This window comes from Streptomyces sp. NPDC046349, assembly GCF_055587885.1.
This window is the reverse complement of sequence record NZ_JBVJFK010000004.1, coordinates 591,651-613,079: the sequence shown is the minus strand read 5'-3', so window position 1 is coordinate 613,079 and position 21,429 is coordinate 591,651. Positions and strand designations below refer to the sequence as shown.

General features: G+C 71.3%; 18 protein-coding genes and 4 tRNA genes. 7 read left to right on the top strand and 15 right to left on the bottom strand.

The genetic code is table 11. The features are described 5' to 3' along the window. From ACZ6JS_RS12890 to ACZ6JS_RS12870, 5 genes are all read right to left on the bottom strand, one after another. On the bottom strand, window positions 1-2,022 hold a 2,022-nt coding region (locus ACZ6JS_RS12890), incomplete at its 3' end, for a DEAD/DEAH box helicase (protein WP_469297638.1). A gap of 279 nt (window positions 2,023-2,301) precedes the next feature. Further along, window positions 2,302-2,838: a hypothetical protein gene (locus ACZ6JS_RS12885; RefSeq protein WP_469297637.1), complete on the bottom strand. Its 537-nt coding sequence runs from the start codon at window positions 2,836-2,838 to the stop codon at window positions 2,302-2,304. Window positions 2,839-2,924: 86 nt separating this feature from the next. After that, the gene (locus ACZ6JS_RS12880) at window positions 2,925-3,299 is read right to left on the bottom strand and encodes a fluoride efflux transporter FluC (RefSeq protein ID WP_469297636.1); all 375 of its coding nucleotides are present in this window, start codon (window positions 3,297-3,299) and stop codon (window positions 2,925-2,927) included. Next, a complete protein-coding gene (locus ACZ6JS_RS12875) occupies window positions 3,296-3,823 on the bottom strand; it encodes a FluC/FEX family fluoride channel (protein WP_469297635.1) in 528 nt (175 codons plus the stop codon). The genes ACZ6JS_RS12880 and ACZ6JS_RS12875 overlap by 4 nt, the downstream gene beginning before the upstream one ends. Then, window positions 3,820-4,170 carry a metallopeptidase family protein gene (locus ACZ6JS_RS12870; protein WP_030012899.1) on the bottom strand — a complete coding sequence of 117 codons (351 nt, stop codon included), beginning with the start codon at window positions 4,168-4,170 and terminating at the stop codon, window positions 3,820-3,822. The genes ACZ6JS_RS12875 and ACZ6JS_RS12870 overlap by 4 nt, the downstream gene beginning before the upstream one ends. A 104-nt stretch (window positions 4,171-4,274) precedes the next feature. On the opposite strand from ACZ6JS_RS12870, the gene ACZ6JS_RS12865 reads away from it, so the two are divergent. From ACZ6JS_RS12865 to ACZ6JS_RS12855, 3 genes are all read left to right on the top strand, one after another. Then, window positions 4,275-4,347: transfer RNA gene (locus tag ACZ6JS_RS12865), tRNA-Glu, on the top strand. A 39-nt stretch (window positions 4,348-4,386) separates the two neighbouring features. After that, window positions 4,387-4,460, top strand: a tRNA-Asp gene (locus tag ACZ6JS_RS12860). Window positions 4,461-4,482: 22 nt separating this feature from the next. Beyond that, window positions 4,483-4,559: transfer RNA gene (locus ACZ6JS_RS12855), tRNA-Phe, on the top strand. Between the two features lie 38 nt (window positions 4,560-4,597). Here ACZ6JS_RS12855 and ACZ6JS_RS12850 read toward each other — a convergent pair. The 3 genes from ACZ6JS_RS12850 to ACZ6JS_RS12840 are packed head-to-tail and all read right to left on the bottom strand — an operon-like array spanning window position 4,598 to window position 6,833. After that, on the bottom strand, window positions 4,598-5,434 hold the full coding sequence (locus ACZ6JS_RS12850) for a cytochrome c biogenesis CcdA family protein (protein WP_469297634.1): 837 nt from the start codon (window positions 5,432-5,434) through the stop codon (window positions 4,598-4,600). Beyond that, window positions 5,431-6,219, bottom strand: a complete 789-nt coding sequence (locus tag ACZ6JS_RS12845) for a DsbA family protein (protein WP_469297633.1) — start codon at window positions 6,217-6,219, stop codon at window positions 5,431-5,433. The genes ACZ6JS_RS12850 and ACZ6JS_RS12845 overlap by 4 nt, the downstream gene beginning before the upstream one ends. A gap of 56 nt (window positions 6,220-6,275) precedes the next feature. After that, window positions 6,276-6,833, bottom strand: a complete 558-nt coding sequence (locus ACZ6JS_RS12840) for a hypothetical protein (protein ID WP_469297632.1) — start codon at window positions 6,831-6,833, stop codon at window positions 6,276-6,278. 111 nt (window positions 6,834-6,944) lie between these two features. On the opposite strand from ACZ6JS_RS12840, the gene hrpA reads away from it, so the two are divergent. Further along, window positions 6,945-10,868: an ATP-dependent RNA helicase HrpA gene (gene hrpA / locus ACZ6JS_RS12835; protein ID WP_469297631.1), complete on the top strand. Its 3,924-nt coding sequence runs from the start codon at window positions 6,945-6,947 to the stop codon at window positions 10,866-10,868. A gap of 71 nt (window positions 10,869-10,939) precedes the next feature. Continuing rightward, window positions 10,940-11,013, top strand: a tRNA-Asp gene (locus ACZ6JS_RS12830). 597 nt (window positions 11,014-11,610) lie between these two features. Here the strand turns inward: ACZ6JS_RS12830 and bldC are convergent. After that, window positions 11,611-11,817, bottom strand: a complete 207-nt coding sequence (gene bldC, locus ACZ6JS_RS12825; RefSeq protein ID WP_003949541.1) for a developmental transcriptional regulator BldC — start codon at window positions 11,815-11,817, stop codon at window positions 11,611-11,613. A gap of 568 nt (window positions 11,818-12,385) precedes the next feature. Further along, on the bottom strand, window positions 12,386-13,240 hold the full coding sequence (locus tag ACZ6JS_RS12820; protein WP_469297630.1) for a DUF8083 family protein: 855 nt from the start codon (window positions 13,238-13,240) through the stop codon (window positions 12,386-12,388). 191 nt (window positions 13,241-13,431) lie between these two features. Between ACZ6JS_RS12820 and ACZ6JS_RS12815 the strand changes: the two genes are divergently transcribed. Both ACZ6JS_RS12815 and ACZ6JS_RS12810 read left to right on the top strand, forming a co-directional pair. Continuing rightward, on the top strand, window positions 13,432-14,550 hold the full coding sequence (locus ACZ6JS_RS12815) for a Leu/Phe/Val dehydrogenase (RefSeq protein WP_030664648.1): 1,119 nt from the start codon (window positions 13,432-13,434) through the stop codon (window positions 14,548-14,550). 231 nt (window positions 14,551-14,781) lie between these two features. After that, window positions 14,782-15,090, top strand: coding sequence for a DUF3073 family protein (locus ACZ6JS_RS12810; protein ID WP_469297629.1), 309 nt, complete (start codon window positions 14,782-14,784; stop codon window positions 15,088-15,090). A gap of 79 nt (window positions 15,091-15,169) precedes the next feature. Here ACZ6JS_RS12810 and purM read toward each other — a convergent pair whose 3' ends face one another. The 5 genes from purM to ACZ6JS_RS12785 form a co-directional block, all read right to left on the bottom strand. Further along, window positions 15,170-16,240: a phosphoribosylformylglycinamidine cyclo-ligase gene (gene purM, locus ACZ6JS_RS12805; protein WP_469297628.1), complete on the bottom strand. Its 1,071-nt coding sequence runs from the start codon at window positions 16,238-16,240 to the stop codon at window positions 15,170-15,172. Window positions 16,241-16,332: 92 nt separating this feature from the next. Further along, a complete protein-coding gene (gene purF / locus ACZ6JS_RS12800) occupies window positions 16,333-17,850 on the bottom strand; it encodes an amidophosphoribosyltransferase (RefSeq protein ID WP_469297627.1) in 1,518 nt (505 codons plus the stop codon). Between the two features lie 614 nt (window positions 17,851-18,464). Further along, window positions 18,465-19,274 carry an META domain-containing protein gene (locus ACZ6JS_RS12795; RefSeq protein WP_469297626.1) on the bottom strand — a complete coding sequence of 270 codons (810 nt, stop codon included), beginning with the start codon at window positions 19,272-19,274 and terminating at the stop codon, window positions 18,465-18,467. Between the two features lie 52 nt (window positions 19,275-19,326). Next, window positions 19,327-20,109, bottom strand: a complete 783-nt coding sequence (locus ACZ6JS_RS12790; protein WP_469297625.1) for a maleylpyruvate isomerase family mycothiol-dependent enzyme — start codon at window positions 20,107-20,109, stop codon at window positions 19,327-19,329. Between the two features lie 17 nt (window positions 20,110-20,126). Further along, window positions 20,127-21,401 carry a hypothetical protein gene (locus ACZ6JS_RS12785; RefSeq protein WP_469297624.1) on the bottom strand — a complete coding sequence of 425 codons (1,275 nt, stop codon included), beginning with the start codon at window positions 21,399-21,401 and terminating at the stop codon, window positions 20,127-20,129. Window positions 21,402-21,429: the final 28 nt, after the last annotated feature.

Genomic DNA, 21,429 nt, shown 5'->3' with positions numbered 1-21,429 from the left:
GTCGCCACCACGGTCACCGCGGTCGTCACGGTTGAAGCCACCCGACGGACGGTCGTCACGACGGAAACCACCCGACGGACGGTCGTCACGACGGAAGCCGCCACGGTCGCCACCACGGTCACCGCGGTCGTCACGGTTGAAGCCACCCGACGGACGGTCGTCACGACGGAAACCACCCGACGGACGGTCATCACGACGGAAACCACCCGCCGGACGGTCGCCACCACGGAAACCACCGGAGGGACGGTCGTCGCGACGGAAGCCGCCACGGTCGCCACCACGGTCACCGCGGTCGTCACGGCGGAAGCCGCCGCGGTCGCCCCGGTCGCCACCGCGGTTGTCACGGCGCTCGAAGTTGCCGCGGTCGTCGCGCTGGGCGCGGTTCTCCTCGCGGCGCTCCTGGGCGGCGATCTCGGCGGCAGCGGCAGCGGCGGCAGCCGCGACCTCGGCCTCGGCGGCCTCGGCCACCTCGGCGACAGCAGCCTCCGGGTCCTCGCCGCGCTCACGCGCGGAACGGGCGACCAGGCGGTCGGCCTCCTCGCGCAGCTCGCCGGCGCGGCGGGTCAGGCGCTCGAGCTGCTTGGTGAGCTCGGCGACCTCGCGCTCGGCCTGCTTGGCGGCGTTGTTCGCGGAGTCGGCCTGGACCTCGGTCAGCGAACGCGCACCGGTGATCTCGGCGACCTCCGGCTCGAAGGCGCCGGCGCCCTGGACGATGTGGCGCGAGGCGTCGACGCCCGCGTCCTCCATCAGGCGGAAGATCTGGCGACGCTGGTGCGGCAGCGCGAGGGAGACGACGACACCGGACTTGCCGGCACGGGCGGTGCGGCCCGAGCGGTGCAGGTAGTCCTTGTGGTCACCGGCCGGGTCCACGTTCAGGACCAGGTCGATGCCGTCGACGTGGATGCCTCGGGCGGCGACGTCGGTGGCGACGAGCGCGTTGACGTAGCCGTCCTTGAAGTCCGCGAGGACGCGGGTACGGGCGCCCTGCGTCATGCCGCCGTGCAGTGCGTCGGCCTTGACGCCGGCCTCGACGAGCTGCTCGGCGATGCGGTCGGCGCCCAGCTGGGTGCGGACGAAGATGATGGTGCGGCCCTTGCGGGCGGCGATGGCGGCCGTGACCGGCGCCTTGTCCTTCGGCTTCACGACGAGCACGTGGTGCGTCATGGTCGTGACGTTGCCCTGGGCGCTGTCGACCTCGTGCGTGACGGGGTTGGACAGGTAGCGCTTGACCAGGGTGCCGATCTCGTTCTCCATGGTGGCGGAGAAGAGCATGCGCTGGCCGCCGCCGGGGATCTGGTCGAGCAGCTCGGTGACCTCGGGCAGGAAGCCCAGGTCGGCCATCTGGTCGGCCTCGTCGAGGACGGCGATCTTGACGTTCTCGAGGGAGCAGGCGCCGCGGTTGATGATGTCGCGCAGACGGCCCGGGGTGGCGACGAGGACGTCGACACCGCGCTCGAGGGCGTAGATCTGGTTGCTCATCGAGGTGCCGCCGCAGACGACCTTCATCTTCAGGCCGAGGACGTCGCCGTAGGGCTGGAGGGCGTCCGCGACCTGCATCGCGAGCTCACGGGTCGGCGTGAGGATGATCGCGCGGGGCTTCTTCTTCTCGGTGTGGCCGCCGGCCAGCGAGGCCAGGGTCGGCAGACCGAAGGAGAGGGTCTTGCCGGAGCCGGTGCGGCCTCGGCCGAGGATGTCCTTGCCGGCCAGGGCGTCCGGGATGGTCGCGGCCTGGATCGGGAAGGGGGTGGTGACGCCGTTCTGCGCGAGCTTGCGCACGACGCCCTCCGGCAGACCGAGGTCCGCGAAGGTGATCGTGGGCTCGGCGTCGGCGTCCGCCTCGGCGTCGAAGTCGTCGGTGGAGTCCTCGAAGGACTCGCCGTTCACATCCGCCTCGAGGGCCTCGATGATTCCCTCGGCCTCAGCGGCCTCGATCGCCTCGGTGACCACGAGGGCCTCGGCGTCGATGAACTCGTTGGAGTCGTTCTCGGGCATGACGGAACGGTCAGAACTGGAAATGGACATGCGAAATGCGAAACCTTCCGGAGTCTCGGCACGCGCCCAAACTCCGTGAATCGCAAATCGACCGCCTCAATGCGGTCAGCCACGGCTAGGGAGAGTACGCGCCACACGGCGCTCTTCGGATTCGGCGCCGGGCAATGGGATCAAACGATCTATAACCATACGCACCCTCCCGGGGGTCTGGCAAGTCGGTCCTACAGAAACACCTCTGACCTGCACAAATACCCCACAGGGAAGCCGCGGCCACATCCCCCTGGAGCCGCGGCCGACCGCCTCCGCCCCCTAGACCGGGGGTGCCGGCTGGGTGGTGGGCTCCGGCTGCGGGCTGGACGCGGGCGGAGTGGGTTCCGTCACAGGGGGCGTCGGAATCGGCGGCTCCGGCGTCGGGCTCGCCGACTGCTGGCCGCCGGAACCGCCCGCACCACCGGAACCCGAACCGCCGGAACCGCCCTTCGACGGCTCCTGGGGGCCCTGCCCGCCGGCGCCGCCGCCCGGCCCCGCCGACGGCGCGGGCGCGCCCGGCGCCCCGCTCGGCGCACCCGGGCTGGGGGAGGCCCCGGTCGCGCCGGAGGCCTTGCCGTCCTCCTTGTGCCTGCCGTCCTGGCCCTGCGTACCGTCCTTCGCGCCGTGCCCGTTGCCCCGGATGCCGGAGCCCCGCCCGGAGGCGGCACCCGCACCCGCCTCGGAGCCGGCCCGCCGGTCCGCCGCGGCGGACGGCCCCGGCTTCGCCGCGTCCTCGCCGACACTCATGCAGCCGGCCGTCGCCGCGACCGCGAGAGCGGTGACGGCCAGTCGGAGGGAAGCGGACAACTGGCGCACGGGGGCACCTCCGGAGCCTGGGGACGAGAGGCCCGCAGGAGCGGGTCGATGTGCCCAACTCCCTTTCCCCCGTAAGAGACACGCCCTCAGGCGAACAGTTGTCGCGCCACCTGCGAGCCGAGGTGCACCGCACCCAGCCCGACCAGCACCGACAACGCGACGTTCGCCGCCGCCAGGAAGCCCCACCCGCGCTCGGCCAGCCGCAGCGTCTCGTACGAGAACGTCGAATACGTGCCGAGCGCCCCGCACAGCCCGGGCCCCAGCAGCAGCACCGCCCACGAGGAGGCGGCTCCGGCCAGGGCCGCGCCGGTCAGCACCCCCAGCACCAGGCAGGCGGCCGCGTTCACGACGAAGGTCCCCCACGGGAAGACGGAATCGTGGCGCTGCTGCACCGCACGGTCCGTCAGATAGCGCAACGGCGCACCGACGACCGCGCCCGCCACCACGAACAGCCAGTTCACCGGACCACCCGGTCCGCCCCGGGCCGCGTCCCCGGCCCCGCCCCCCGGGCCCGGACGGCGAGCCGGGTCGCCGAGGCCGCCGCCCACACCGCGCCCAGCGCGGCCACCACCGTGAGTCCCGCGTAGGCCAGGGCGGAGCGCGCCTCCCCCTCGTCCAGGAGCCGCGAGAAGTCCAGCGCGTAGGTCGAGAAGGTGGTGAAGCCGCCGAGCACGCCGACCCCGGCGAAGGGCCGCAGCAGCGGATGCGGCGCCGCCCTCCCGCCCTCACTGATCAGCACCATGAGTACGCCGATCAGCGCGCACCCGGAGGCGTTGATCCACAAGGTCGCCCACGGGAACGCCCCCGGCGCGGCCGGCCAGAGCAGGGAGATCCCGTACCGGGCCGAGGCACCGATCGCACCGCCGGCGGCCACCGCCGCGAGCACCCGGCCCTGCGGCTCGGCCCGCTGCGCGGGCACGTGCAGGTCGACGTCCGGGTCGATCGCCTCGGCGCCGGGGCCGGGCCGGAAGCCCCCTCGGCTCACCCGTACCCCAGCGCGTGCAGTCGCTCGTCGTCGATCCCGAAGTGGTGGGCGATCTCGTGCACCACGGTAACCTCCGTCTCCGCGACCACGCTCTCCCGGTCCTCGCACATCCGCAACGTGGGATTGCGGTAGATGGTGATCCGGTCCGGGAGCACCCCCGCGTACCACTCGCCGCGGTCCGTCAGCGGGGTCCCCTCGTAGAGCCCCAGCAGCTCCGGATCGTCGGCGGGCGGCTCGTCCTCGACGAAGACCGCCACGTTGTCCATAAGCCGCGTCAGCTCCGGCGGGATCCGGTCCAGGGCCTCTGCGACAAGCTCCTCGAACTCCTCGCGCGTCATCTCCAGCACCGGGCCATTGTCCCTCCGGGGGAAACCGTTTTGGCGATAGCTCCCCGGATCCCATATGCTTCTCACGTCCCCGACGCGCTGGAAAGCGCCCAGGCGGGCCTTTAGCCCTCATCGTCTAGTGGCCCAGGACGCCGCCCTTTCAAGGCGGTAGCACGGGTTCGAATCCCGTTGGGGGTACGCATTACCGTGTGCAAGACTTTGTCTCGCACACTGCAAGGTCCTGTGGAGCAGTTGGTTAGCTCGCCACCCTGTCAAGGTGGAGGTCGCGGGTTCAAGTCCCGTCAGGATCGCTGAGGCCGGAAACGGTCTCGTGGCTGGGTAGCTCAGTTGGTACGAGCGATCGCCTGAAAAGCGATAGGTCGCCGGTTCGACCCCGGCCCCAGCCACCACCAGGAAGGCCCCGTCCATCGGACGGGGCCTTCTGTGGTTACTCCCGAGCCTCCTCCGTCCGGACCCGGCGGCGCCACCGCACCAGGCCGAAGACCGCCGCCCCCAGGGCGACCAGCCCGAGCAGCGCCCGGTCCGGGACCGCGGCCGCCAGCGACCGCACCCGCTGCTCCACCGCGAACGAGTCGTCCACGTCCAGCAGCCCCGGCAGCGCGCTCGCCCCGTCGTAGACGAGGAACAGCACGCCCAGGGTGATGAAGAACAGCCCGGACAGCAGCGAGGTGGTGTGCAGCTCCCGGCCCGCGACGCGGAAGGCACGGCCGCGCAGCCAGCGCCGCCGGCCCAGATCGAACCGCTCCCACAGCAGGGCCATCACGAAGAGCGGCACGGCCATCCCCAGCGCGTAGACCGCGAGCAGCAGGCCGCCGTAGACCGGGCTGCCGCTGACCGCAGCGACCGTCAGGACGCTGCCCAGGATCGGACCGGCGCAGAAACCGGCCAGCCCGTAGACCGCGCCGAGCGCGTACACGGACAGGGCGGTGGTCGGCCGGATCCGCCCGGAAAGCTCCGAGATCCGCTTCGAGGCGAAGCCCAGGCCCAGGATCTGCGCCGCTCCGAGGGCGATGATCAGCCAGCCGCCGGCGAGGACCAGCTGGTCGCGGTTGCCGTGGAAGAACCGCCCGGTGTACGAGCCGGCCGCCCCCAGCGGCACGAGGGTGCTCGCGAGGCCCGCGTAGAAGATGCCGGTGCGCGCCAGCAGGCGTGAGGCGGAGTCGATCGAGTACGCGAAGAAGGCCGGCAGGAGCAGTGCGCTGCACGGGCTGAGCAGCGCGAGGAGGCCGCCCAGCAGGGCGGCCAGGTATCCGATGTCGGTCACCGCTCCGCCGCCGCCTCGGCCTGCGCGACGGCGGCGGTGAAGGCGGCGAGCGGTTGGGCTCCGGCGATCGGCCTGCCGTTCACCAGGAAGGAGGGGGTGGAGGTGACGCCGATGCGGTAGCCCTCCTCCTGGTCCTTCTTCAGCGCTGCCGCGGCCTGCTCGCCGGCCATGTCGGCCTTGAAGCGCTCCAGGTCGGGGACCCCGGCCTCGCGGGCCAGCTCCAGGAGCCGCGGCTCGGCGAAGCCCTTCTCCTTGGAGCCGTCGGCGTAGGCGGCCGCGTGGAAGGCCGCGAACCGGTCCTGCTGCCCGGCTGCCCAGGCCGCCTTGGCGGCAGCCTCCGATTCGGCGCCGAAGATCGGGAAGTTGCGCCACTCGATGCGCAGGGTGCCGTTGTCGACGTACTTCTTCACCAGCTCGGGCTCGGTGTCCCGGGCGAACTTGGCGCAGTAGCCGCACTTGAAGTCGGAGTACTCGATGAGCACGACAGGCGCGTCCGCGCGGCCGAGGGCGAGCTTGTCGCCGGGCTCCCGGCGGGCCAGGGCCCGGAGCGCGGCGGAGGTGTCGGTCCGGGGTGCGGCGGCCGGTGCGGAGCCGGCGGATCCCGAGTCCCTGTCGGCGGGGGCGGTGGCCTGCCAGGAGACGAGGCCCAGGGTGACCGCGGCGAGGGCGACCCCCGCGGAGATCAGCAGGGGCTTCGCTGCGGACTTCGGCTTGGGGCCGGCCTTGGGCCTGGGCCGAGGGCCGGGCTGGGGGTTGGCCTTGGGATCGGGCGTGGACGAGGGCATACGGGTGCTCCAGCGATGCGGGGGGGGTGTGGCGGACCGGTGAGGCGCACCCGCTCCTAGAGCCGCATCACGGACAGCTCCACCGGACCGGGGGCGGGCCGGCCGGGCCCGCGGGCGGGCGCCCGTACGGGAAGGTACGCGTGGGCGCGGGCCGCCGGCGGGACCGGGCGGCCCGGCGGCACCTGCGCGTGGTCGCCCCCGGCCCGGGTCACAACGGCGGGCGTCCCTCCGCGATCGGGAGCCGCGGGAGCGCAGGAGGGTCCGCCGCCCCGGACGACCGGCTCGGCGTGCGGCACGTCCGAGGAGGCGGGCCCGCCCGGGAGCGGAGCCCGACCGGTGACGGCGCCCGCCCCGGCGCGGACGCCGGGGGCCGGGCCGCCGGGGGCCGCCGTGTCGGGAGCGTCGCCTGCCGCGGGGGCCGCGGTCCGGGCCGCAGGGTGGACCGGGACGGGGGACGGCAGCCCGGCGGGGCCGACCGCCGCAGTCGACCCGTCCCAGGCCTCGACGGGCGGGGAGTCCGGCAGGAACGGTCCGGCGGCGGCGGGGGCCGTTGCGCCCAGCAGCGCCGCCAGGACCGCGAGCACGGCGCAGCCGAAGAGGCGGGGGCGGGACAAGGTGGGCTGCCTCTCACTCGTACGGCCGAGGGACTCGTCCCGAAATGGTACGGGTCCACCCGACAAATGCGTTCGCCACCCGGAGGGCCCAGGTGAGATCCTCGATCAGGTATGTCTACTTCCTTCGCCGCCCTGCAGACGCTTCTCGGTGAGATCTCCCTCCGTGACGCGCACCGCCTCGGCCGCCGCCTCGAAGGCGCCCGCCGCATCCGCAAGCCCGAGGCCAAGCAGGCCGTGCTCGACGAGATCGCCTCGGAGGCCGCGAAGGCCGCCGAGCGGCTGTCCGGCCGTGCCTCGCGGATGCCGGAGGTCACGTATCCCGAGAACCTGCCCGTCAGCCAGAAGAAGGACGAGATCGCCGAGGCGATACGCGACCACCAGGTCGTGATCGTCGCGGGCGAGACCGGCTCCGGCAAGACCACGCAGATCCCCAAGATCTGCATGGAGCTGGGCCGCGGGGTCCGGGGCATGATCGGGCACACCCAGCCCCGCCGGATCGCCGCCCGCACCGTGGCGGAGCGCATCGCCGAGGAGCTGAAGTCCGAGATCGGGCAGACCGTCGGCTGGAAGGTCAGGTTCACCGACCAGGTGGACCAGGACGCGACCTTCGTGAAGCTGATGACGGACGGCATCCTGCTCGCCGAGATCCAGACGGACCGCGAGCTGCGCGCCTACGACACGATCATCATCGACGAGGCGCACGAGCGGTCCCTGAACATCGACTTCCTGCTCGGCTACCTGGCGACGCTCCTGCCCAAGCGGCCCGACCTCAAGGTGGTCATCACCTCGGCGACGATCGACCCGGAGCGCTTCTCCCGGCACTTCGGAGACGCCCCGATCGTCGAGGTCAGCGGCCGCACGTACCCGGTGGAGGTCCGCTACCGGCCGCTCCTCGAAGATGATTCCGAGGACTCCGACCGCGACCAGATCACCGCGATCTGCGACGCCGTCGACGAGCTCCAGGCCGAGGGCTCCGGCGACATCCTGGTCTTCCTCTCCGGCGAGCGCGAGATCCGCGACACCGCGGACGCGCTCATCAAGAAGAAGCTGCGCTTCACCGAGGTGCTCCCGCTCTACGCCCGCCTCTCGCACGCCGAGCAGCACCGGGTCTTCCAGCAGCACACGGGCCGCCGGATCGTCCTGGCCACGAACGTCGCGGAGACCTCGCTCACCGTCCCCGGCATCAAGTACGTGATCGACCCGGGCACCGCCCGGATCTCCCGCTACAGCCACCGCACCAAGGTGCAGCGCCTGCCGATCGAGCGGATCTCGCAGGCCAGCGCCAACCAGCGCAAGGGCCGCTGCGGCCGTACCAGCGACGGCATCTGCATCCGGCTGTACTCCGAGGACGACTTCAACGCCCGCCCCGAGTTCACCGACGCCGAGATCCTGCGCACGAACCTGGCCTCCGTCATCCTCCAGATGACCGCCGCCGGCCTCGGCGAGATCGAGAAGTTCCCCTTCATCGACCCGCCGGACCACCGCAACATCCGCGACGGCGTGCAGCTCCTCCAGGAGCTCGGGGCGCTGGACCCGGCCGAGAAGGATCCGAAGAAGCGCCTGACGCAGATGGGCCGCAAGCTGTCCCAGCTGCCCGTCGACCCGCGGCTGGCCCGCATGGTCATCGAGGCCGACAAGAACAACTGCGTCCGCGAGGTCATGGTCATCGCGGCGGCCCTGTCCATCCAGGACCCGCGCGAGCGCCCCTCGGACAAGCAGACCCAGGCCGACCAGAACCACGCCCGCTTCAAGGACGAGACCAGCGACTTCCTCTCGTTCCTGAACATGTGGCGCTACGTCCGGGAGCAGCAGAAGGAGCGCGGCTCCTCGTCCTTCCGCCGGATGTGCAAGCAGGAGTACCTGAACTTCCTGCGGATCCGCGAGTGGCAGGACATCTACTCGCAGCTGCGCACGGTCGCCAAGAGCATGGGCATCCACGTCAACGAGGCCGACGCCCCCGAGCAGGTCGTCCACGTGTCGCTGCTGGCCGGTCTGCTCTCGCACATCGGGCTCAAGGACACCGACAAGAACGAGTACCTCGGTGCGCGCAGCGCCAAGTTCGCGATCTTCCCCGGCTCGTCGCTGTTCAAGAAGCAGCCGAAGTTCGTGATGTCGGCCGAGCTGGTGGAGACCTCCCGGCTGTGGGCCCGGGTGAACGCCAAGGTGGAGCCCGAGTGGGTGGAGCCGCTGGCGCAGCACCTGGTCAAGCGCACCTACAGCGAGCCGCACTGGGAGAAGGACCAGGCGGCCGTGATGGCGTACGAGAAGGTGACGCTGTACGGCGTGCCGATCGTCGCCCAGCGGAAGATCAACTACGGCCGGATCGACCCGGAGGTCTCGCGCGAGCTGTTCATCCGCAACGCGCTGGTCGAGGGCGACTGGCGGACGCACCACAAGTTCTACGCCGACAACCGCAAGCTCCTCACCGAGGTGGAGGAGCTGGAGAACCGGGCGCGGCGCCGCGACATCGTCGTGGACGACGAGACCCTCTTCGACTTCTACGACCAGCGGATCCCCGAGCACGTGGTGTCCGGGGCGCACTTCGACTCGTGGTGGAAGCACAAGAAGCGCGACGAGCCGGAACTGCTCGATTTCGAGCGGGAGATGCTCCTCACGGAGAAGGCGGCCGGGGTCACCAAGGCCGACTACCCGGACTCCTGGCGGCAGGGGCAGCTGAAGTTCCGCGTGACCTACCAGTTCGAGCCCGGCGCGGACGCGGACGGCGTGACCGTCCACATCCCGCTCCAGGTGCTGAACCAGGTCACCGACGAGGGCTTCGACTGGCAGATCCCGGGTCTGCGCGAGGAGGTCGTCACCGAGCTGATCCGCTCGCTGCCCAAGCCGATCCGCCGGCACTACGTGCCCGCGCCGAACTACGCGGGCCGGTTCCTGGACACGGCCGTGCCGCTGCAGGAGCCGCTGCCGGCGACGCTGGCGCGCGAGCTCCAGCGCATGGTCGGCGTGCCGGTGTCGGCCGACGACTTCGACCTGACCCGCATCCCGGACCACCTGAAGATCACCTTCCGGATCGTCGACGAGCGGCGCCGCAAGATCGCCGAGGACAAGGACCTGGAGGCCCTGCGACTCAGGCTGAAGCCCAAGGCCCGCCAGGCCCTCTCCCAGGCCGCCGCTGCCACCGCCGAGCGGGCGGGCGGCGAGTCGGTGGAGCGCACCGGTCTGACCGACTGGACCATCGGAACCCTCACCAAGGTCTTCGAGACCCGGCGTGCGGGCCAGCCGGTGAAGGCGTACCCGGCGCTGGTGGACGAGGGCACGAGCGTTTCCGTACGGCTCTTCGACACGGAGGCCGAACAGCAGCAGGCGATGTGGCTGGGCACCCGCCGGCTCATCCTGCTGAACATCCCCGTGAACCCGGCGAAGTTCGCCTCGGACCACCTCACCAACCAGCAGAAGCTGGCCCTGTCCAGGAACCCGCACGGCTCCGTCCAGGCACTGTTCGACGACTGCGCGACCGCGGCGGCCGACAAGCTCATCGCGGACCACGGGGGCCCGGCGTGGGACGAGGCGGGCTTCCGCAGGCTCTACGAGGCCGTCCGCGCGGACCTGGTGGACACGACCGTGCGGGCGGTGAACCAGGTGCAGCAGGTGCTGGCCGCCTGGCAGGCCTGTGAGCGGCGCCTGAAGGCCACCTCCAGCCTCGCGCTGGCCGCGAACATCCAGGACGTCAGGACGCAGCTGGCAGCCCTGGTGCCGGCCGGCTTCGTGACGCTGACCGGGCTGCGCAGGCTCCCGGACCTGATGCGCTACCTGGTGGCGGCGGACCGGCGGCTCCAGCAGATGCCCACGGGCGTCCAGCGCGACACGACGCGCATGGAGAAGGTCCACGAGATGCAGGACGAGTACGCCTGGCTGCTGGAGCAGCTGCCGAAGGGACGGCCCGTCCCGGCCGCCGTCACCGACATCCGCTGGATGATCGAGGAGCTGCGCGTCAGCTACTTCGCGCACGCGCTCGGCACGGCGTATCCGATCTCCGACAAGCGGATCGTGAAGGCGGTGGACGCAGCCGCCCCCTGATCGGTTCGACCGCACCCCCTGAGCTGCTGTACAGTCTGATTCGCAGCCGCCGCCGAGTGGCCGCGAATCAAGGTCCTGTGGAGCAGTTGGTTAGCTCGCCACCCTGTCAAGGTGGAGGTCGCGGGTTCAAGTCCCGTCAGGATCGCAACAACGTCAGGGCCCGTATCCCCCCGGGGGTACGGGCCCTGACGCGTTGGCGGACACTTCCGCCCGGCCGGGTTGAAGGGCTCCGGGCGCCCGACCGCCGGCCGCGGCTCTCGCGCGGGCCGCTCCGCGGCTCCCGGATGTCCTCCCGGACCACTCCCGCCTTCCCGCCGCGTTCCCGCCTTCCCGCCGGTCCGGCCCGCGCCCGCGCATCACCCCTTCGGCGGAGAATCCCCCGTTCGCATGATGCTCACCGCGACGCCCTTCCCCATTACGGGGTGCATTGCCGGATATACAAGAGTGATCATCTGTGACGGGTGTCACCGCATGAGTTTTTCGGACTCACACTTTTATCGCACCCATACGCCCGCTCGATTTAATATGTGCAATGGTACCTACCCCGTCAGGCCGCCCGGCGGACTTCCGGTACCCGCCTGACCTGGGCATAAAAAAGATCGCGCTGGACCCGGCGGAGTCCAGCGCGATCGAACGACCCGAGAACCTGTTGGGGCAGGCCGGGCCGTATGAAGCAATGTGGGTTTTCATCGGATTGGGGGACCCGATACTGACCCGTTTAAAGCGGGGTGTTTACGCGACCTCAGGCCTCGCTGCGCTGCTGCGGAATTCCCGCCAGCAGTGCGCGGACCTCGGCCTCGCGGTACCGGCGGTGTCCACCCAGGGTGCGGATGGACGTGAGCTTGCCAGCCTTGGCCCAGCGGGTGACCGTCTTCGGGTCCACGCGGAACATCGTGGCAACCTCAGCCGGGGTCAGCAGCGGCTCGGCATCAGGGGTGCGAGCGGTCATGAGCGGCCTCCTCGGGAGAACCGAACCATCTCGGTTCTTTCCTCTAAATTCTGCACCTTGGCCCGCGTTGCCCGAAATGGACATACGCGGGCCGAGTCGGTTATAGGACGAACGGCTTGTCCTCGGCACTACAACTACACCATCCGTCCAGCCTCGACGGCCAAACCGACGGAATTGCCCTCCGAGGTGTTCATCAGCGGCGGAAGCCCGATGGACCGTCCCATAACGGACAGTCACCCCACTGTGACGATCAGTCACAGAGCGATCAGGAGTCGTCAGACCCCCCGTAGAGTGCAATGCCGAGCATTCCGCCCTTAGTTGGGCGGAAGGAACCCTCCCCGGACTCCTTGTCCTATTTTGGCACGAGGGTAGGGGAAGGGCGCAAGGGTGTGGTTAGTGCGGTCCGTCACGCTTGGGCCAATGGCCCGTATCGGGACGTAGGTCCTGGCACTACGTCCCAAATGACACACTCAGGCCTCTGATCAGCCAGTTTTGACCGAACGACCGATACGCGGCGGTACGTACGGACCTCCGAAAGGTGAAACCAGCCACACAGGCGACTTTCAGCCTAATTCGCGAAAAGTCGCTCCCGGACCGCCCGCCAGCGCTCCGCGAGACCCCCGTAGGCCTCCGCCGCACCCTCCGCGTCCCCCGCCCGCAGGGCCTCGATGCCCGCCGCGAGGTCCGCCGCCGAACGGTCGGCCGCGAGCCGGCCCGCCGGCAGGGCGTGCACCAGCCCGCCGTAGTCCAGCTCGACCATCGAGCGCGGATGGAACTCCTCCAACCAGCTCCCGACCTCCACCAGCCCCTCGGCGAGCATCCCGTACCCCTCCGCGGCGCGCAGCGTCCGCAGGGCCCGGGCGAGGCGCCGGCGCGCCTGCACCATCGGCGTCCGGTAGCGCAGCCGCTGCCCCGGCACGAACTCCCGCTCCTCGTCCGCGACCAGCACGAACCAGCGCAGCGGGATCTGCCACACCCCCGTCCGGATCCACGGGCGCGCGTCCGGGTTGCGCTCGCGCCAGCGCTCGTACTCCTCGGCCGCCCGCCGGCGCGCCTCCGGCGGCAGCGCCGCGTCCAGCACCGGGCGGGGGAACTGCTCGACCAGCTCCTCCAGCGCCAGCCAGCCGCGCAGCCGGGTGCGCCACGGGCAGACCAGCAGGACCCCGTCGACCTCCGCGGTGAACGCGTCGCTGCTCTCCTTCGCGGGCACCCCCATCAGGGGGACCCGCACCAAGTCCGCCAGCGACCGGCGCAGTTCGTCCTGAGCGGTCGGGGCCGTCCCGCGCCGGGCGTACTGCGCCCAGTGCGTGCGCTCCGGCTCCGTGAAAGCGGCCAGGGGTTCGTAGACGCGCAGGTAGGAGGCGTACGGGACGGCCGGCGCCGAGCGCGCGGAGGGCAGCAGGGGATCGGGGGATTCGGTCACCCTCCCGTACTCCCCTCTTCCGGGCTCCGGTTCACCTCCGGTCCGCCCCTCGCCCGGCCCGGACCACCCCCGTACTCCGAGAGTGTTTCGATCCCCGGACAGGACACCCCCATCCGGCCCACAGGTCTTACTCTGCTCCCAGCGCGTCCTCCCCCACCCGCAGGGGGGCGTCTTCCCGCCGCATCTCTTCCATGGGAGTCACCACCGTGACCGAAATGACCGACGGCGTCCTGCACACCCTGTTCCGCACGGAGCAGGGCGGCCACGAGCAAGTCGTGCTGTGCCAGGACCGAGCCACCGGCCTGAAAGCCGTCATCGCGATCCACTCCACCGCCCTGGGCCCCGCCCTCGGCGGTACGCGTTTCCACGCCTACGCCTCCGACGAGGAGGCCGTGCGCGACGCGCTGAACCTCTCGCGCGGCATGTCGTACAAGAACGCCATGGCCGGTCTCGGCCTCGGCGGCGGCAAGGCCGTGATCATCGGTGACCCCGACGTCATCAAGACCGAGGAGCTCCTGGAGGCCTACGGCCGCTTCGTGGAGTCCCTCGGCGGCCGCTACGTGACCGCCTGCGACGTCGGCACCTTCGTCGCCGACATGGACGTCGTCGCCCGTGAGACCCGCTGGGCCACCGGCCGCTCCCCCGAGAACGGCGGCGCCGGCGACTCCTCGGTGCTCACCGCCTACGGCGTCTTCCAGGGCATGCGCGCCTCGGCCCAGCACCTGTGGGGCGACCCGACCCTGCGCGGCCGCAAGGTCGGCGTCGCGGGCGTCGGCAAGGTCGGCCACTACCTGGTGGAGCACCTGCTCGAGGACGGCGCCGAGGTCGTCATCACCGACGTCCGCCAGGAGTCGGTGCAGCGCATCCTCGACAAGCATCCGGGCAAGGTCACCGCGGTCGCCGACACGGACGCGCTGATCCGTGTCGAGGGCCTCGACATCTACGCCCCGTGCGCGCTCGGCGGAGCCCTGAACGACGAGACGGTCCCGGCCCTCACCGCCACGATCGTGTGCGGCGCGGCCAACAACCAGCTCGCCCACCCGGGCATCGAGAAGGACCTCGCGGACCGCGGCATCCTCTACGCCCCGGACTACGTGGTCAACGCGGGCGGGGTCATCCAGGTCGCCGACGAGCTGCACGGCTTCGACTTCGACCGCTGCAAGGTGCAGGCCACGAAGATCTTCGACACCACGCTGGAAATCTTCGCTCGTGCGAAGGCGGACGGCATCCCCCCGGCCGCCGCGGCCGACCGGATCGCCGAGCAGCGCATGGCCGACGGTCGCCGGACCCTGCCGGTGACGGCCTCCTAGGGGCCGGTCGCGCGGCCCGCCGGGTGCGGCGAGACGGAACTCACTGCACTTCGGCGGGTCGCTCGCCAGGAAAGGGTTAAAATCGCAGCTGACCAGCGAGGACGGGGCGCCTTGTTGGTTCTGCACCGGGGCGCGTCATGCGGGCGGCGTACCGTATGGCCGCGGAAGCAGGTACCGTTAAACCCCTACGGACGGTCTCTCCACGGAGAGCCCGCTCCGAACCATGAACGCGTGTCAGACTCTGGGGCCGTCGAGCCCCGTCACCGAGGGGGTCGAGCCATGGGGCGCGGCCGGGCAAAGGCCAAGCAGACGAAGGTCGCCCGCCAGCTGAAGTACAGCAGCGGCGGGACTGACTTGTCGCGTCTGGCCAACGAGCTGGGCGCATCGACCGCGGAACCGCTGCCTGTCAGCGAGCCGGTCGAGGTAGACGACGAGCTGGACGAGGACGACCCGTACGCTCGGTACGCCGACCTCTACAACAGCGACGACGACGACGAGGACGACGAGTCCGGTCCGTCGGCACAGCGTCGCGGCGCTTGACGCCCTGAGGCGTCTGCACGACACGTCAAATGCTGAAACCCGGTCCAGGGCATAGCCCCGGGCCGGGTTTCAGTGCTGCTCAGCGCGCGTAGGAACCGGTGAGGGTCGCGCCCTCGGTGTGGTCGCCGCGGTCCAGGATCTCGCCCGCGACCCAGGCGTCGACGCCCCGGTCGGCCAGCGCGGTCAGCGCCACGTCCACCGACTCGGCGGGCACGACGGCCATCATGCCGACGCCCATGTTCAGGGTCTTCTCCAGCTCCAGCTGCTCCACCTGCCCGGCCTTGCCGACCAGGTCGAAGACCGCACCGGGGGTCCAGGTCGAACGGTCGACCGTGGCGTGCAGGTGGTCCGGGATCACCCGTGCCAGGTTGGCCGCGAGGCCGCCGCCGGTGATGTGCGAGTACGCGTGCACCTCGGCCGTCCGGGTGAGGGCCAGGCAGTCCAACGAGTAGATCTTGGTGGGCTCCAGGAGCTCCTCGCCGAGGGTCCGGCCGAGCTCCTCCACGTGGCTGTCGAGGGACATGCCCGCGCGGTCGAAGAGGACGTGGCGGACCAGCGAGTACCCGTTCGAGTGAAGCCCGGACGAGGCCATCGCGATGACGGCGTCCCCCGTACGGATGCGATCCGCACCGAGCAGGCGGTCGTACTCGACGACGCCCGTGCCGGCGCCCGCCACGTCGAAGTCGTCCGGCCCCAGCAGGCCGGGGTGCTCGGCGGTCTCGCCGCCCACCAGGGCGCAGCCCGCGAGGACACAGCCCTCGGCGATGCCCTTGACGATGGCGGCGACACGCTCGGGGTGCACCTTGCCCACGCAGATGTAGTCGGTCATGAAGAGCGGCTCGGCGCCGCAGACGACGATGTCGTCCATGACCATCGCGACCAGGTCGTGGCCGATGGTGTCGTACACGCCCATCTGACGGGCGATGTCCACCTTGGTGCCGACCCCGTCGGTGGCCGAGGCGAGCAGCGGGCGCTCGTACCGCTTGAGGGCGGAGGCGTCGAAGAGGCCGGCGAAACCGCCGAGGCCGCCGAGGACCTCGGGGCGCTGCGTCTTCTTCACCCACTCCTTCATCAGCTCGACGGCGCGGTCTCCCGCTTCGATGTCGACGCCCGCGGCTGCGTAGCTGGCACCGGTGGTCTTCTCTGTCATGACAGGAGAGAGCTTTCGTGTCGTTACTGCGGTTGGTGCGGGGCCCTGGGAAAAGCCTGAAAGACAGGGCCCCGCGCAGGTCGAGCCGGGACTTACGGGCGGCGGAGCGCGTCGGCGGCGTCCGTGCCGCCGGCCAGCTCGGTCTCCAGAAGCTGCTTGCCGAGGAGCTGCGGGTCCGGGAGCTCCATCGGGTACTCGCCGTCGAAGCAGGCACGGCAGAGGTTGGGCTTCTGGATCGTCGTCGCCTCGATCATCGAATCGAGCGAGATGTAGGAGAGGGAGTCCGCACCCAGCGACGTGGCGATCTCGTCGACCGTCATGCCGTTGGCGATGAGCTCGGCCCGGGTGGCGAAGTCGATGCCGAAGAAACACGGCCACTTCACCGGCGGCGAGGAGATCCGGATGTGGACCTCGGCCGCGCCGGCCTCGCGGAGCATCTTGACCAGGGCCCGCTGGGTGTTGCCGCGGACGATCGAGTCGTCGACGACCACCAGGCGCTTGCCGCGGATGACTTCCTTGAGGGGGTTGAGCTTCAGGCGGATGCCGAGCTGGCGGATCGTCTGCGAGGGCTGGATGAAGGTCCGGCCGACGTAGGCGTTCTTGACCAGGCCCGAGCCGTAGGGAATCCCGCTGGCCTCGGCGTAGCCGACCGCGGCGGGCGTGCCGGATTCCGGCGTCGCTATCACCAGGTCCGCTTCGACCGGGGCTTCCTCGGCCAGGCGCCGGCCCATCTCGACACGCGAGAGGTAGACGTTGCGGCCGGCGATGTCGGTGTCCGGGCGCGCCAGGTAGACGTACTCGAAGACACAGCCCTTGGGCTTCGCTTCCGCGAATCGGGACGTGCGCAGACCGTTCTCGTCGATGGCGACGAGTTCACCCGGCTCGACCTCGCGGACGAAGCTGGCGCCGCAGATGTCGAGGGCGGCGGTCTCGCTCGCGACCACCCAGCCGCGCTCCAGGCGGCCGAGGACCAGCGGGCGGATGCCCTGCGGGTCACGGGCGGTGTAGAGGGTCCCCTCGTCCATGAACACCAGCGAGAAGGCGCCCTTGACCTTCGGGAGCACCACGCGGGCGGACTCCTCGATGGTCAGCGGCTTGCCGTCCGCGTCCACCTGGCCGGCCAGCAGGGCCGTGACCAGGTCGGTGTCGTTGGTGGCAGCCACCTGGGTGGCTCGGCCGTCCTGACGGGGGAGGTCGGCGACCATCTCGGCGAGCTCGGCGGTGTTCACCAGGTTGCCGTTGTGTCCCAGGGCCAGGGAGCCGTGGGCGGTCGCGCGGAAAGTGGGCTGCGCGTTCTCCCAGACGGACGCACCGGTGGTCGAATAGCGGGCGTGACCGACCGCGATATGACCTTGGAGCGAGCCGAGGGAGGTTTCGTCGAAGACCTGGGAAACGAGGCCCATGTCCTTGAAGACGAGGATCTGGGAACCGTTGCTCACAGCGATTCCCGCGGACTCTTGTCCACGGTGCTGCAGCGCATACAGTCCGAAGTAGGTGAGCTTGGCGACCTCTTCACCCGGAGCCCAGACACCGAAGACGCCACAAGCGTCCTGGGGGCCCTTTTCGCCGGGGAGCAGGTCGTGGTTGAGTCGTCCATCACCACGAGGCACGCTTCCGAGTGTAGGCGAGATCGACCACTGGTCCGAATTGGGGACGGCCGGGAAATGTCACAGCACAGAGGGTGACCGGACGCTCCCGTCTCGGTATTCGGATCACCTTGTTGACATGTACGAAGGCATTCGCGGCGGCTCCCGGTCCGTGCAGCCTCTCGGTGACCGCACGGTCACACCCGTGGAGCGCCGGCGCGTCGTCCCGGTCCGTGTCGTGAGGACCGTCCGTCGCTGTTCCGCGTCACCACAACTCTTCCTGTTCCCTTCCCTTTTCCGCCCCGCCCCGCCCTGCTCCGCCGTGCCGCGCGCCGTCCGGCGCCCCGCCCGGGGCGGACCGGCGGACCGTGCACCGGAGTGCCTGTGTCTTCGTACGAGAACGAGCTGTCCCGGCGTGCACTTCACGGGCGCCGTCAGGGTGGCCGCGGCACGCCGCCGCGGGCTGGGCGGACCTCTCGGCACGGCTCCCCGCAACAGCCCTCGTCACCGGTCGGCGGAGCAGCGCGCGGACATGGGAGGCCGCGGGCGCGGGCCTGCTGCCCTGCACAGGGGAACCGGCCGGCCGGGGCGGGTGGCGAGTCACTCCGGCCACCCCGCCCCGGCCCGCCGCCGTTCGGCTATTCCACGTCGGACGGCGCCTCGGCGATCAGGCCCTTGCCGTCCGCGGAGGTGAGGGTCAGCAGGCGGCCCTCGATCCGGGCGACCAGGGGGCCGCTCGCGAACAGGTCGGTCAGCTTCGCCTCGACCTCGCCCGCCGGTCCGTCGCACGCCATGCGCGTGGTGGTGAGCGGCCCGAAGGTGAGCCGGTCGCCGTCGCGGGTGACCTGGCCGCTGAACCGGTTGCAGCCGAGGGTCCCGCTCACGGACAGGTCGGCGGCGATGGTGAACCGCGCCGTTCCGGCCGCCCCGGCGGGCAGCGAGGACACCGACGCGCCGCTGATCAGGGACTGGACGGTCCACTCGACCGCGGTGAGCGGTGCGTCGGGGGTCGCGGGCGCCGAGGTCATGGCGATGGTGCTCCCGTCGGCGGTCTTCAGGGTGAGCCGGTCGGGCCCCCGGTCGATGGTGAGGCGCCCGGTGAACAGCTTGGCGAAGGCCGTCTCGAACTCCATGTCCGCGCAGGCCATGGTCGTCGAGGCGCCCGGGGTCACGGTCACCGCCGAGGTGCCCGCGAAGGAGGCGGTGGCCGTGAAGCCGTTGCAGCCGTAGTTGCCCTTGACCTGGTTCTCGCCGAAGTCGAGCCGGGCCGTCTCGGGGGCGTGCAGGGTGCGGCCGCCCGTGGTCAGGGACTCGACGGACCAGCGGCCCACGGGGTCGGGGAGCACCGTGCCCGCGCCCTGCTCCTCGGCCCGGCCGCAGCCGGCCGCGGCGAGCGCGAGGACGAGGGCCAGCCCCGTGGGGACGATGACGTGCCGGAGGGTACGCATGCCCCTGGGACGAACGCGGTCCCCGGTCGGTTCCACCACGGCCGCGCCCCGCTCAGCTCATCAGCGGAAGCAGCGCCGACAGGTCGGCCCGTTCACCGCCGGCCCGCACCTGCGCCGAGGCGAGCGCCCCGGCCCATGCCGTACGGCCGGTCGCGAGCCGGATCCAGGTCAGCGGGTCGGTCTCCACCACGTTCGGCGGGGTGCCGCGCGTGTGCCGCGGCCCCTCGATGCACTGGACCACGGCGAACGGCGGGATCCGCACCTCGACCGAACCGCCCGGGGCCTTCAGGGCGAGGGAGTCGGCGAGCAGGCGCGTGCAGGCGGCCAGCGCCTGCCGCTCGATCGGGATGTCCAGTCCGGCCGCCCGGTTCAGGTCGTCGGTGTGGACCACCAGCTCCACGGTCCGGGTGACCAGGAAGTCGGCCAGGGTCATGTCGCCGATCCACAGCTGGAGCACGCGCCCGCCGGGGTTCGACTCGAGCGCCTCGGCCAGGGCTACGGCCGCCCGCTCGTACAGCTCGGGCAGGGGGGCGCCGGTGAGGGCCTCCCGGGCCGCCTCGGAGATCTTCCCGGCGAGGGAGGCGGTGGCGAAGGGCCATTCGGTCGCGGTCAGCTCGGGGACGGCGCCGGGCGGGCGCGCGAGGCCGGCGGCCAGCGAGTCGGCGATCCACGCGATGTGCGCGGCGAGGTCGGCGACGGTCCAGTCCCCGAGCCCGCTGGGGCGCTCCAACTGTTCAGGGCCCAACTCCCGTACCGCTCGTCCGACATGACCGAACTGTGCGATCACGGCCGCTCTGATCCTGGCGTCGTCGTACTTGCGGGTCCTGGGTGCCATGCCGGGAGTCTGCCCGATCAGTCGCCGCCGCCACAGCCGCCACCGCAGCTGCTGCCGCAACTGCTGGAGCAACTGTTGGATCCGCAGCCTCCGGAGGAGCCGCAGGAACTGCCCGAGCTGCTCGACCGTTGCGCCGCGCGCTGCTTGCGCTTCTCCTCCTCGGCCCGCCGCTTGAGGGTGTGCGAGGTACCGGCGGCCCGCCAGGACGACCGCAGGCCGTGCCGGCGGAAGGGCAGCAGGGGCACCGCGCGGACGGCGTCGGTGATCGTGCTGTCGCCCCGGTAGACGGCGTACCGGAGGATCACCTCGGACCCCTCGAAGGGCACCCCGTACAGAAGCGCCTCGTAGGGCTCGGCGTGCCGGTCGATGTCGTGGTGGTCCTTCCGCAGCCGGCTCTCCGCGCCCCCGAGGAGCGTCTCGTCGTAGCGGCTGCGGCAGCCGTCGTCGAAGCGGTCGCGGAACGCCGTCAGCGGCGGGGCCGTCGTGGTGTCGGCGTCGGCCACCAGCCAGGCCGGTCCGAGCCACTGCTCGCGGACGCCCACGCGGACCACCGGCTGGGGGCCGTCGTGCAGCCGGCGGGCGGCGCGCCGTGCCGTGAGGCCGCGGCCGAGCACCGGAACCCCCGGGGCGAGCAGCAGCATGGCCAGGACCTGGGGGCCCGTCCCGTCGAAGGGGTCCCGCGGGCTCGCTCCCAGGTCCTGCGCGAGAACCCACCCGAGCAGTGCGGCGGCACCCAGGCACAACCCCGCACCGGTGGCGAGGAGCACCCGCCCGCGTCGGCGATGGCCGTCCGGCAGGTTCTCGGGGATCGCCGCACGGCTCTGTCCGGCGGCGGCGAGGAACAGCTCCCGCTGGCGCCGGCGCGAGCGGATCCGGAGCGCGGACCCGGCGAACGCCCAGGCGCACAGGGCGATCACCAGCACTCGGCCGGCCGGGCCGGGGCCGTCGGCGGGGCCGAGTGCGTACAGGTTGCGTACCGCGTCTCCGGCGATCACGGGGGTGGACAGGAGGGTGGCGGCCGGCAGGAACCGGTACCAGGCGGGGAGGGACACCAGGAGGACGGCCGGGACGTAGCCGGCCCAGGATGTGCCGTGTCCGGGGGCGTCAAAGTCGCCGAGGGCCAGGAGGACGAGCGAGAGGAGCACCAGCGGCGCGAGGATCCAGCCGACGGTGATCGGGGCGAAGACGGCCGGAACGCGTGCGTCGAGCCAGCGCTGGGCGTCCTTGACCGGCCAGCGAGGGGCGCCGCCGTCGGGTATCGCGGCGTCCGGCAGGTGCTTGACGATGCTCACGCGGTCAGTATGCGGAGCGCTCCCGGGC